The following is an 11869-nucleotide window of genomic DNA, read 5'->3' on the forward strand; positions in this document are numbered from 1 at the left end:
TAGACCCGGTAGGAGAGTGGGGCCCAGGTGCGTCCTAGGCAGTCAGCAGCGGCAGATGTCGCGGTAAGGACAACGGATGAGGTGCCGTTCGAGGCACCTGAGCAGCAGGGCAGCGGTAAACAAGCCTCTGGGTTCCGGGCCAGATTCGCCGCTAAAACCAAGGCGTATATCGCGCTGACCAAACCGCGGGTCATCGAACTGCTTCTGGTGACGACTCTGCCCACCATGATCTTCGCCGGGCGGGCCTTCCCCGAACTCGGGCTGATCTTCGCCACGATGATCGGTGGAGCTCTGGCCGCTGGTTCCGCGGGAGCGTTCAACTGCTACCTGGATCGGGATATCGACAAGGTCATGGATCGGACGGCCAACCGGCCCCTGGTCACCGGGGCGGTGACGCCCAGAGAAGCGCTGATTTTCGCCTGGGTCCTGGGGTTCCTGGCGATCGCGATCCTCTGGTTCGGCGCGAATCCGCTGGCCGGGATCCTCGGCGCAGCGGCCATCTTCTTCTACGTGGTGATCTACACACTGATCCTGAAGCGCCGTACCGCGCAGAACATCGTCTGGGGCGGTGCCGCCGGCTGCATGCCCGTGCTCATCGCCTGGGCCGCCGTCACCGGCCGGGTGGAATGGCCGGCCTTCATCTTGTTCATGGTGATCTTCCTCTGGACGCCGCCGCATTACTGGCCTCTGTCCATGCGCTACAGCGATGACTACAACGCCGCTAAAGTGCCGATGCTCGGTGCCATCGCGGGAGCGAATATGGTCTCCGTCCAGGTGGTTCTCTACACCTGGGCCACGGTCGTGTGCTCCTTGCTCATGGTTCCGCTGGGCAGCGCCGGAATTGTGTACACCGTCGTCGCGGTGGCCGCCGGTGCATGGTTCCTCATCGAAGCGCACCGCCTGCACTCCAGGGCGACTTCGGGCGAGCTCACCCAGAAGGGTGCGATGAAGGTTTTCCACGGCTCGATCAGCTATCTCACCCTGATCTTCTTGGCCCTGGCCATCGATCCCTTCGTGCGTCAGCCGCTCATGGGCTGAGCGAATCGCTGAAGTAACCCAGCCGCCCGATTTCTGCGGACTAGCTAGCCCGGACTAGCCGGACGCCGTCCCGGATTCCTCGAGCTGGGGCTTAGCCGACGGCGTTGCCGGGTCCTTCCCGGAGCGGAAGGCCAGATCGGTCATATTCGTCGTGGCCGCGAGGAGCAGTGCGGAGCCCAGCAGGTGCATTCCGACGAGCAGAATGGGCAACCCCGTAGCGTTCTGCACATAGCCGATCAGGCCCTGGGCGAAAACCGCAGCCACCTGCAGCAGGCTTCCTCGGCGCAGTAGATCGCCGCTGCCGCGCCGCCAGGCCAGCACCGCGAGCAGCACTGCGGAGATGACCAGCAAATAGACCGGCAGCACGTGAATGCGGGTGATCAGATCGGGCTCTAGGCCGTTCCGCGGCGCCTCCGGATCCCCGGCGTGCGGCCCGGAACCGGTCACCATCACGCCGATGATCACGGTGATGCCCACCAGGATCGAGGAGGCCAGCGCGAGCTGGCGGATGATCGGGCTGGCCGGCCGCATTTCCCGTGGCGGCCGGGCGAAGGCCCGGTTCACCAGAAGCGTCGCGAAGACCACCAAGGTCGCGGAGATCAGGAAGTGCACGCCGACGACCCAGGGGTTGAGCTTGGTCAGGACGGTGATGCCGCCGACAACCGCCTGCGCCGGGATGCTCGCGAGCAGGCCGATGGCCAACCAGAACATGGTGCGCTGTTCATGCCGGAGGTTCCACAGCGCCACGAGCATGGCAAGAGCGATCAGAGCCAGCACGATAGTCAGCGTGCGGTTGCCGAATTCGATAAAGCCGTGAATGCCCATCTCCGGGGTGTTGACGAGCGATTCCGGAGTGCATTTGGGCCAGGTGGGGCAGCCCAGCCCCGAGGCGGTCAGCCGTACCGCGCCGCCGGTGAGGATGATCGTGATCTGGCCGATGAGCGAGGCCACGGCGAGCCGCCGGATCGTAGCGTTCAGCTGCGTCGGAAGTCTCCGGGCGATATTCTGCCCGAACGATCTCAGGGTTTCTCTCACTGCTCTTCATCCCTCTGCTTCATCATCATCGGCCTGAGCCGATCGGTCTGTCTCAATCACGTTCGTCAGCTCCACTTGAACCACTTGACCGCGCCGGCCGTGGCCAGGGCCGCCCAGACGATCAGCACGCACACGCCCCACCAGTCCACGACACCCTGGAGCATCGCAGCTCGCATCGCATCGCCCAAGCCACCAGAAGGCAGCAGATGCACGATATCTCGCATCAGGGACGGCAGGCGATCGGACGGGATCACGATGCCGCCGAGCGCTCCGAAAAGGATCCACAGCAGATTGGCCAATGCCAGCGTCGCCTCCGGCCGTGCCGTGCCCGCGATGAGCAAGCCGATCGAGGTGAAGCTCAGGGCGCCGAGGGTCAGGAGCGGGATGCCGAGCAGCAGCCCGGCAGGGTGCGGCTGCCAGCCGAGCAGCGCCGCAACGGAGGAGATCACGGCCACCTGGATCACCAGCACCGCCAGCACCGCCAGCACCTTGCCGGTGATCAGGCCGGTGCGTCCCAGCGGTGTGGTGGACATGAAGCGCAGCACCCCGTACCGGCGGTCGAATCCCGTGGCGATGCCCTGGCCCGTGAAAGCCGTGGACATCGCGCAGAGCGCCAGGATGCCCGGAGTGGCGATATCGATGCGGGAGCGTTCCACACCGGCGACAGTGAAGTCGTCGAGTAAGGGGGTGACCACCAGAGCAATCAGTGCGAGCAGGGGGAGCACCACTGCCAGAGTCAACTGTTCGCCGTTGCGCAGCATGGTCACGGTCTCATGCCGGCCCTGGCGCAGGGTTCGCTGGAGCAGCGGCGCGGGCAGCCCGAATTCGCTTTTCATCGTTGTTGCCTACCCCGCTCTGCGGCCTGCTGGCTGCTGCGCTGGCTCTGGCGCTCCTTGGCGATGCTCAGGAAAACATCTTCAAGCGAGCGCTCGGCGAGCGAGATCGTCGAGGGCATCGCATCGAACCTGGCCCATAGTGCACCCAGATCCGCGAGATCCTGAGGGGTCAGCTTGCCGCGCAGCCGGTAGCTGCCCGGCCGGAGCTCTTCTACTAGAAGCTCCGGCCGAAGTCCTGCGCGCAGATCCAGGCCGGGCGCCGCTTCGAAGGTTAGGGTCTGCTCAGGGGCGCTCCTCGGGCTTCTGAGGTAACCACCACTGCTGGCACGGCCGGAGCCGGCTGAGCTCGATGCACTCTCCTGGGCGTCGGCAGCATGGCTGCTCAGCAGCTCCGGTACGGTTCCCTGCGCCACGGTACGGCCGTCATCGATGATGTAGACGTAGTCCGCAAGGCGCTGCGCTTCATCGAGCAGATGGGTGGTGAGGACGACGGCCAGGCCTTCTTTCCGCAGTCCCAGGATGAGTTCGAAAACAGCTTGCCGGGATTCCGGGTCAAGGCCCGCGGTGGGCTCGTCCAGGAACACGATCTCCGGACGGCCGATGAGCGCCGCGGCCAGAGCGACGCGCTGCTTCTGCCCGCCGGAGAGCCTGCGGATCGCGGTGTCGGCGAATTCCGGCAGACCGAGAGGTTCGGCGAGCTCTTCCAGCGGTCGAGGGTTCTGGTACATGCCGCCCACGTGCCGGAGCAGGGCGAGCGGGCGCATCGACGGGGGGAGGCCGCCGTCTTGCAGCATGACTCCGACGCGGGCGCGCAGCTCCGGGCTCGCGTTCTCGGGGTCCTCGCCGAGCAGCTTTATCAGACCGCCCTGGCGTGTGGTGAGGCCTTGAGCGCATTCCAGGGTCGTGGTTTTGCCGGCCCCGTTGGTTCCCAGCAGTACCGTGATCTGCCCGCGGTGTGCGGTCAGCGAAACATCGCTGAGCACCCGCTTCATCCTGCCGTCCAGTGCGGGCACCGGGCCGACATCCTTGATCAGGCCCGCAACACGGAGAGCGGGGACGGAAGCGGCGGGCACCTGAGTATTCTACGACAGGTAGTAAGCAGTGCAGTAGTGGCGATTACGTCAGATGTCAGGAACAGGTGTTAGTGAATCGTGATGTTCCCCGGCGCTGAAGCACGCTGAAGCGTCAGTATGCGGCGGTACATTAGCGATATGAAGTTCACTCGAAGGGCCCGGCGGCCGTCCTCTCAGCGCACCAGCGGTACTGTCACCAAGGCGCTCAGCGCCGCTCTGATAACGGGCGTTCTGGCCATGGGGCTCACCGCCTGCGATACGAGTGAAACCGGGGCTCGGAACGCGGCGACGGAGCTCGCCGAGGCGCTGAGCGCGCTCGATGTCTCTCAGCTGGCTTTCAGCGGCGAAACCTACGCGGCAGCGGCCGACCAGAAACTCAAGACTCTGAGCAACCCCTTTGCGCCGATTCAGCCCACGGTCACTCTGGAGGGCGTGGAGCAGGTGGATGGCTCCTGGAACACCGTGACCGCGACGCTCGGCTACGAATGGCCGTTCGAGGCAGGGAGCTGGACGTATCAGACCACGGCTCGGCTGGTCAGGTTGGATTCCGCGGAGCAGTCTTCGGGGCCGGTCTGGGGGGCCGTATGGAGCCCGGAACTGCTGGTGCCCGGGCTTTCGGAAGGAAGCACCCTTCAGGTGAGCAGGACCCAGGGTTCTCGAGGCGAGATCTTGGGCGACGGGGGTGAAGTGATTGTTGCCGAACGTCCGGTAGTCAACGTCGGCATCGACAAGAGCGCGTTAGGGGATTCATCTGCCGAAGCCTCCGCGCGGGCATTGGCCGCCCTGGTCGAGATCGACCCTGCCGGATATGCGGCGCAGGTGGCAGAAACCGGGCCGCAGGCCTTCGTGCAGGCGATTGTTCTGCGGGATGATCAGAACCGCACGGTCAGCGATCAGCAGATCAGTGCGATCCCGGGAGCGGTGGCGATCCCGGGCGAGCTGCCCCTGGCGCCTAGCCGGGATTTCGCGCGGGCGACTCTGGGCACCGTGGGGGAGGCCACCGCGGAACTGGTGGATGCCTCGGATGGCAGGCTCGCCGCCGGGGACGAGACCGGCCTGGGCGGCTTGCAGCAGCGTTACGACGAGCTCCTCGCCGGGGAGACCGGTATCAGCGTTACGGAGATTCCGGCCGCCGGGACGCAAACAGGCTCGCCGCAGGTGCTCTTCAGCACTGACCCGACGGCCGGCCAGGATCTGCAGACCACGCTCAATGTCAGGATCCAGAATATTGCCCAGTCCTTGCTCACTGAGGAGAACACTCCGTCTTCCCTGGTGGCCATCCGCCCCTCCGACGGGGCTGTGCTCGCCGTGGCGAACGGCCCGGGAAGCCAGGGTTACAACACCGCATTGCAGGGCCAGTACGCGCCTGGATCCACCTCCAAGATCGTCACCGCTCTGGCCCTGCTGCGCACCGGTGCCACTCCGGACACCCTGGTCCAGTGCCCGGCCACGATCAACGCGGGAGGCACCAGCTTCAAGAATTACCCCGGCTATCCGGAGAGCGGCCTGGGGCAGATCCCGCTCAGCCTGGCTTTCGCCAACTCCTGCAATACGGCCTTCATCGGAGCAGCCTCCCAGATCAGTCAGGAGCAGTTCAGCGAAGCCGCTGCGGCTCTGGGGGTAGGGGTTCCCGCGGAAATCGGTCTGGAAAGTTTTGCTGGCTCGGTTCCCACACAGGTCAGCGAGGCCGAACGGGTCGCGGCGATGATCGGGCAGGGCAAGGTCCTGGCATCTCCACTGACGATGGCCACGGTCGCCGCGAGCGTCGGCCAGGGGTCCTTGGTGCAGCCGCAGCTGGTGGTGGATCAAACGGATCAGTCAGGGGCTTCCGCTTCTGTCTCGGCTGTGCCCAGCGAATCCGCCTCGTCGGCATCAGCTACTGCGCAGGCCTCGGAGCAGAGCAGTTCAGAACAGGCGGCCCCGACGGTGCCGCTGACCGCAGAAGAGGACGCTGCGCTCAAATCTCTGATGGGCGCGGTGGTGAGCAGCGGTAATGCCGGCTCGCTAAATGCGACTCCGGGTGCGCCGGTCATCGCCAAGACCGGGACCGCGGAGTACGGCGCGGCGAATCCGCCGCAGACTCATGCCTGGCTCGTGGCGGTGCAAGGCGATCTGGCAGTGGCGATGTTCGTCGAGAACGCGCGGGGTTTCGCCAGCACGCAGCTCTCGCCGCTCATGCAGCAATTTCTGACCGAGGTCGCCGCCGGCTGATGGAGAAGGCCTGCCTTACTGGTTGCCCGGAATTGATTAGGTCATAATTGTGTTGTGTATTTCGTGACGGCGAAAAGAGGGCGTGAGGCTGATCTGGCTTCTGAGCACTCGCCGGGCGAAAAGCCGGGACGAGGCGCTTCAGCTAATACAGCCAATGCGCCCTTGCGCGCATCTGATCAGGATGAAAAAACCCGGGACCGGGTCCGTGATGCCGTACTGGAACACGGGCCGGTGAATGCGGCTCGGCTAGGCCGCCTGCTCGGTCTCACTCCAGCGGCAGTGCGCCGCCATCTGGACCGCTTGGAGCAGGACGGCGTCATCGAAGTCAAACTGCTCCGGGGGCCCGGGCAAGGCGCGGGGCGGCCGTCCCGCCACTACGTGCTCTCCAGCCAAGGGCAATCCGGAATCGGCAACGACTATCTGCAGATCGCCCGAGCAGCACTCGAACAGCTGGCGGCGGTGCACGGCAGAGAGGCGATCAAAGTCTTCGCGGAACAGCGCTTTGCGGCGATGGAGAAGCAGTACCAGCCCTTGCTCGAGGCCGCAGGTGACGATATCGCAGCCCGGGCGCAGATCCTTTCCGACGCGCTCAGCGCTGAAGGATACGTCTCCTCGGCGCAGCGGCTTGATATTGTTGCGGCTTCCAATAGCACTTCCAATAGCAACAGTGCTCACGCTGCTGGCACTGCCGCCGGTTCCACCGAAGCCGGGCAAGCGGTACAGCTCTGTCAGGGGCATTGCCCGGTGCTGGAACTCGCCGCGGAGTACAACGAGTTCTGCGAAGCGGAGACCACGGTCTTCGCCAGGCTGCTCGGGGTGGATATCCGCAGGCTCTCGACCCTGGCCGGCGGCGGCCATGTGTGCACGACCCATATACCTATCGGACGTCTGAGCAACCAGCTCTCGGCTGAGCAATTGATTGCCCAGTCCGGGGGAGAGCGCGAAGACGTTCCGGTGCATGCTGTACCCAGCGATGATGAGAACGAAGCAAAGGCGGAGGAGGCCGAGACCTGATGACAGATCAGCTCGCCATGGGGCGTGAGAGCGCCCGCGAAACATCCGGGTCCGGAGATCAGAACGGTGACACCGTGATCTCCGAGATCCTGGAGAAGAACCCCGAACTCGAGGGGATCGGGAGCTATGCTTTCGGCTGGGCCGATAAAGACGACGCCGGCGCTCAGGCGCGGCGCGGCCTGAACGAAGAGGTCGTCCGGGATATCTCGTCCAAGAAGGATGAGCCGCAGTGGATGCTCGATCTGCGTCTCAAAGGCCTCAAGTACTTCGACCGCAAGCCCATGCCCGCCTGGGGTGCAGACCTCTCCGGTATCGACTTCGATAACATCAAGTACTTCGTCCGTTCCACGGAGAAGCAGGCCGGATCCTGGGAAGACCTGCCCGAGGACATCCGGAACACTTACGAGAAGCTGGGCATCCCGGAGGCCGAGCGCAACCGGCTGGTCGCCGGCGTCGCAGCGCAGTACGAATCCGAGGTGGTGTACCACCAGATCCGCGAGGATTTGGAGCAGCAGGGCGTGATCTTCCTCGATACCGACACCGCGCTCAAAGAGCACCCGGAGATCTTCCAGGAGTACTTCGGCACCGTGATCCCGGTCGGTGACAACAAGTTCGCCTCGCTCAACACCGCGGTATGGTCCGGCGGCTCCTTCGTCTACGTGCCGCCCGGTGTGCACGTGGAGATCCCGCTCCAGGCGTACTTCCGGATCAATACCGAGAACATGGGCCAGTTCGAGCGCACGCTGATCATCGCCGATGAAGGATCCTACGTCCACTACATCGAAGGCTGCACCGCGCCGATCTACACCTCGGATTCACTGCACTCCGCCGTCGTGGAGATCGTCGTGAAGAAGAACGCCCGGGTGCGGTACACGACGATCCAGAACTGGTCGAACAACGTCTACAACCTGGTCACCAAGCGCGCTATCGCCCATGAGGGGGCGACGATGGAATGGATCGACGGTAACATCGGGTCCAAGGTGACCATGAAGTACCCGGCGGTCTACCTCGTGGGCGAGCACGCCAAGGGCGAGACGCTTTCCATCGCTTTCGCCGGTGAAGGCCAGCACCAGGACACCGGTTCCAAGATGGTGCACATCGCGCCGAACACGAAGTCCTCGATCATCTCCAAGTCGGTAGCCCGCAGCGGCGGCCGGGCCGCTTACCGCGGCCTGGTGCAGGTGCGGGAAGGCGCGGAGCACGCTGCCAATACGGTGCGCTGCGACGCCCTGCTGGTGGATACGATCTCGCGGTCTGACACCTACCCCTATGTGGACATCCGGGAAGACGACGTCTCCATGGGGCACGAGGCAACGGTGTCCCGGGTGAGCGAGGAGCAGCTGTTCTACCTCATGTCCCGCGGTATGCCCGAGGACGAGGCGATGGCCATGATCGTGCGCGGATTCATCGAGCCGATCGCCCGGGAACTGCCCATGGAGTACGCCCTCGAACTGAACCGGCTCATTGAGCTGCAGATGGAAGGATCGGTGGGCTGATGAGCGCCCCTACTGAATCGAAAACGGCACATGCATCGGAACTAGCCGGGCCCCGTGCTGTGATCGACGGGATGACCGAGGAGGGGGAGACCCTTGTCGAGTCTAAGGTCGATTACAACCACAACCACGGCACGCAGGTCATGGCTTCACGTGCCGAGCGACGGACCAGCTTCGATCTGAGCGACTTCTCAGTGCCCACAGGGCTCGAAGAAGAATGGCGATTCACCCCGGTGAAGAAATTCACCGGCCTCTTCGCGCAGAAAGATTCCACGCTGCAAGACTCCGCTGCCAAGCTGCAGCAGCAGACGATCCTCCCAGAGGGCGTCCTGCTCGAGGAGATCGACACTGCTGCAGCACGCCAGGCGACCTCGGCTCCGGCAGCGGATCGATCCGCCGCTGCGGCACTGGCCAATTCGGCCGGTGCGATGCAGCTGACGGTTCCGGCAGGCACCGTGCTGAGCGAACCGGTGCGGATCAAGCTCACCGGCCAGGGTGCAGGCGAAACCGTGTTCGAGCACTGGATCTTCCGGATCGGCGCCGGCGCGGAAGCCGTGATCGTGCTGGAGCACGAAGGCGAGGCCGAGTACTCGCAGCTCGTCGCCATCGAGGCCGAAGCGGGTGCGCAGCTGACTTTCGTTTCCACGCAGCGCTGGGCGGATAGCTCCGTGCACGCCAGTCAGCAGGACGTTCTGGTGGGCAGAGATGCGGTCGTGAAGCACATCGCGGTATCGCTCGGCGGCGCTGCGGTCAGAGTCAACGTCAACGCTCGTTATGCCGAGGAAGGCGGAGAGGTCGAGCTCTTCGGGCTGTATTACGCGGACAGCGGTCAGCACCTGGAGCACCGGACCTTCGTGGATCACAATGTTCCCCACGGCGTCTCCAATGTGCTCTACAAGGGTGCACTGCAGGGTGCGAAAGCCCATACCGTCTGGGTCGGGGATGTCCTGATCCGTAAGGCGGCCATCGGCACCGATAGCTACGAGAAGAATCAGAACCTGATTCTCACCGACGGGGCCCGTGCCGATTCGGTGCCGAACCTCGAGATCGAAACCGGCCTCATCGCCGGGGCCGGGCACGCGAGCTCGACCGGCCGATTCGATGATGAGCACCTGTTCTACCTGATGGCTCGCGGCATCCCCGATGATGTCGCCCGCAGGCTCGTGGTGCGCGGCTACCTCAACGAGATCATCCAGAAGATCCGGGTTCCTGATCTCGAAGATGAGCTCGTGGCTGCGTTGGAAGACGAGCTCAACGCCTCGCAGGTGGTGTGACGTTGGCGGCACAGCGCGTAGCGCGCGCGGCGGATATCGCGGTGGGAACGGCTCTGCGAGTCGAGCTCGACGCAGTGCCGGTAGCCATCGTCCGCGACTCCGAAGGGCAGCTGCACGCTATCGGGGATGTCTGCTCGCACGCCGACGTATCGCTCAGTGAAGGGGAGGTCGAAGGGTGCACTATTGAGTGCTGGGCTCACGGCTCCCGCTTCGACCTGAATTCAGGAGAACCTTTGAGCCTGCCGGCCTATGAGCCCGTTCCGGTGTTCGAACTCACGGTCCGGGACGATGACGTGTACGTGGATATCACCAAGGTGCTCAACGATGCAGAAGTAGAGACTGCGTAACCGACTCCGAAGTCAGCTAGCCAGCTCTGAGCACTGCTAATTTTGTGAACTTTATGCCAGAAGGAAAGTAGAAGAAGACATGTTCACCTTAGAAATCAAGGACCTGCACGTCAGTATCGAGACGGAACAGGGCAGCAAGGAAATCCTCAAAGGCGTCAGCCTCACCATCAACACCGGAGAGACCCACGCCATCATGGGCCCCAACGGCTCCGGTAAATCCACTCTCGCCTCGACCATCGCGGGCCACCCGCGGTACATCGTGGATTCCGGCACGATCACCCTGGATGGCGAGGACGTGCTGGAGATGAGCGTCGATGAGCGCGCCCGGGCCGGCCTGTTCCTGGCAATGCAGTACCCGGTGGAGATCCCCGGCGTCACGATGAGCAACTTCCTGCGCACGGCTAAGAGCGCTATCGACGGGGAAGCCCCGTCGCTGCGCACCTGGACCAAGGACGTCAAAGATGCCATGGGTCAGCTGCGCATCGACTCCGACTTCGCGCAGCGCAATGTGAACGAAGGCTTCTCCGGTGGTGAGAAGAAGCGGCATGAGATCCTGCAGCTGGAGCTCTTCCAGCCTAAGTTCGCGGTGCTGGATGAAACCGACTCCGGCCTGGACGTGGACGCTCTCAAGGTCGTCTCCGAAGGCGTCAACCGGGCCCAGTCCGCGGGTGAGATGGGCACCTTGCTGATCACCCACTACACTCGCATCTTGCGCTACATCAAGCCGGATTACGTGCATGTCTTCGTGGACGGTAAAGTCGCCGAGCAGGGCGGCCCGGAACTCGCCGAGCGGCTCGAAGAAGAGGGCTATGACCGGTTCCTCAAGGCAGGGACGGTCTGAGCATGAGTGCCACCGTTGAGCTGCCGGAGCTGCAGGAAGCGCTCAAGGACGTCATCGACCCCGAACTCGGGGTCAATATCGTGGATCTGGGCCTGCTGTACGGGCTTTCCTACGCCGAAGACGGTGCGCTGCTGCTGGACATGACGCTCACCACGGCGGCGTGCCCGCTGCAGGACGTCATCGAAGATCAGGTCGATAAGACCATCGGCGGAATGGTCGATGAGTGGCGCATCAACTGGGTCTGGATGCCGCCATGGGGTCCGGACAAGATCACCGAGGACGGCAGGGATCAGATGCGGGCCCTGGGCTTCAATCTCTGAGCTGATGCTCTAACCGGGTACTAGGACCGAAGCGTCAAAGGGCTCGGGCAGTTCGTTACGGCGTCATGCCGTGATGAACAGCCCGGGCCCTTTCGCTTAGCTTGACGGGTCTGCCCCGGGTTTGGTTGACAGTTGGGGTTTGGGGTGATCAGGCCGCTTTCGCGTCCGTGTAGATCGTCTCAAACTCTACGGGAGTGAGTTTGCCGAGGCCGCGTTGCCGGCGTCTTCGGTTGTACTTCGTTTCGATCCAGGAAACGATCGCGAGGCGGAGGTCAGCGCGAGTGTTCCAGCATCTCGTGTTGAGCACGTTCTTCTGAAGCAGGCTGAAGAAACTCTCCATGCTCGCGTTATCGCCAGCTCCGTAGGACCGGCCCATGGAGCCGATAA

Annotated in this window: 12 protein-coding genes; 8 read left to right on the plus strand and 4 right to left on the minus strand. The window is 63.9% G+C overall.

The features are described 5' to 3' along the window. The first annotated feature begins 81 nt into the window (after window positions 1–81). A complete protein-coding gene (locus C501_RS0108585; RefSeq protein ID WP_018135218.1) occupies window positions 82–1038 on the plus strand; it encodes a heme o synthase in 957 nt (318 codons plus the stop codon). 54 nt (window positions 1039–1092) lie between these two features. On the opposite strand, the gene C501_RS0108590 is transcribed toward C501_RS0108585, so the two are convergent. The 3 genes from C501_RS0108590 to C501_RS0108600 form a co-directional block, all read right to left on the minus strand. Further along, window positions 1093–2073 (minus strand): COX15/CtaA family protein, encoded by a 981-nt coding sequence (locus tag C501_RS0108590; RefSeq protein ID WP_018135219.1) that lies wholly within the window; start codon window positions 2071–2073, stop codon window positions 1093–1095. Between the two features lie 65 nt (window positions 2074–2138). Then, window positions 2139–2909 (minus strand): ABC transporter permease, encoded by a 771-nt coding sequence (locus C501_RS0108595; protein WP_018135220.1) that lies wholly within the window; start codon window positions 2907–2909, stop codon window positions 2139–2141. Further along, entirely contained in the window at window positions 2906–3982 is a 1077-nt protein-coding gene (locus C501_RS0108600; RefSeq protein WP_018135221.1) for an ABC transporter ATP-binding protein, read from the minus strand. Before C501_RS0108600 ends, C501_RS0108595 begins: the two co-directional genes overlap by 4 nt. Window positions 3983–4120: 138 nt before the next feature. Here C501_RS0108600 and C501_RS0108605 point away from each other — a divergent pair, with 138 nt between their 5' ends. The 7 genes from C501_RS0108605 (at window position 4121) to C501_RS0108635 (ending at window position 11482) form a co-directional block, all read left to right on the plus strand. Further along, window positions 4121–6193 carry a penicillin-binding transpeptidase domain-containing protein gene (locus C501_RS0108605; protein WP_018135222.1) on the plus strand — a complete coding sequence of 691 codons (2073 nt, stop codon included), beginning with the start codon at window positions 4121–4123 and terminating at the stop codon, window positions 6191–6193. A gap of 162 nt (window positions 6194–6355) precedes the next feature. Beyond that, window positions 6356–7207: a helix-turn-helix transcriptional regulator gene (locus C501_RS12935; RefSeq protein ID WP_018135223.1), complete on the plus strand. Its 852-nt coding sequence runs from the start codon at window positions 6356–6358 to the stop codon at window positions 7205–7207. Continuing rightward, window positions 7207–8703: a Fe-S cluster assembly protein SufB gene (gene sufB / locus C501_RS0108615; protein WP_018135224.1), complete on the plus strand. Its 1497-nt coding sequence runs from the start codon at window positions 7207–7209 to the stop codon at window positions 8701–8703. The genes C501_RS12935 and sufB overlap by 1 nt, the downstream gene beginning before the upstream one ends. Then, on the plus strand, window positions 8703–9974 hold the full coding sequence (gene sufD / locus C501_RS0108620) for a Fe-S cluster assembly protein SufD (protein WP_018135225.1): 1272 nt from the start codon (window positions 8703–8705) through the stop codon (window positions 9972–9974). Before sufB ends, sufD begins: the two co-directional genes overlap by 1 nt. Then, window positions 9971–10321 (plus strand): non-heme iron oxygenase ferredoxin subunit, encoded by a 351-nt coding sequence (locus C501_RS0108625; RefSeq protein WP_018135226.1) that lies wholly within the window; start codon window positions 9971–9973, stop codon window positions 10319–10321. Before sufD ends, C501_RS0108625 begins: the two co-directional genes overlap by 4 nt. Before the next feature lie 79 nt (window positions 10322–10400). Continuing rightward, window positions 10401–11162, plus strand: a complete 762-nt coding sequence (gene sufC, locus C501_RS0108630; protein WP_018135227.1) for a Fe-S cluster assembly ATPase SufC — start codon at window positions 10401–10403, stop codon at window positions 11160–11162. A gap of 2 nt (window positions 11163–11164) precedes the next feature. Next, window positions 11165–11482: a metal-sulfur cluster assembly factor gene (locus C501_RS0108635; RefSeq protein ID WP_018135228.1), complete on the plus strand. Its 318-nt coding sequence runs from the start codon at window positions 11165–11167 to the stop codon at window positions 11480–11482. A 148-nt stretch (window positions 11483–11630) separates the two neighbouring features. Here C501_RS0108635 and C501_RS0108640 read toward each other — a convergent pair. Then, window positions 11631–11869: integrase core domain-containing protein (locus tag C501_RS0108640; RefSeq protein WP_018134001.1), on the minus strand; the 239-nt coding region annotated here is incomplete at its 5' end.

Origin of the sequence: Acaricomes phytoseiuli DSM 14247, assembly GCF_000376245.1 — a bacterium.
In the GTDB taxonomy this organism is placed as follows: domain Bacteria; phylum Actinomycetota; class Actinomycetes; order Actinomycetales; family Micrococcaceae; genus Renibacterium; species Renibacterium phytoseiuli.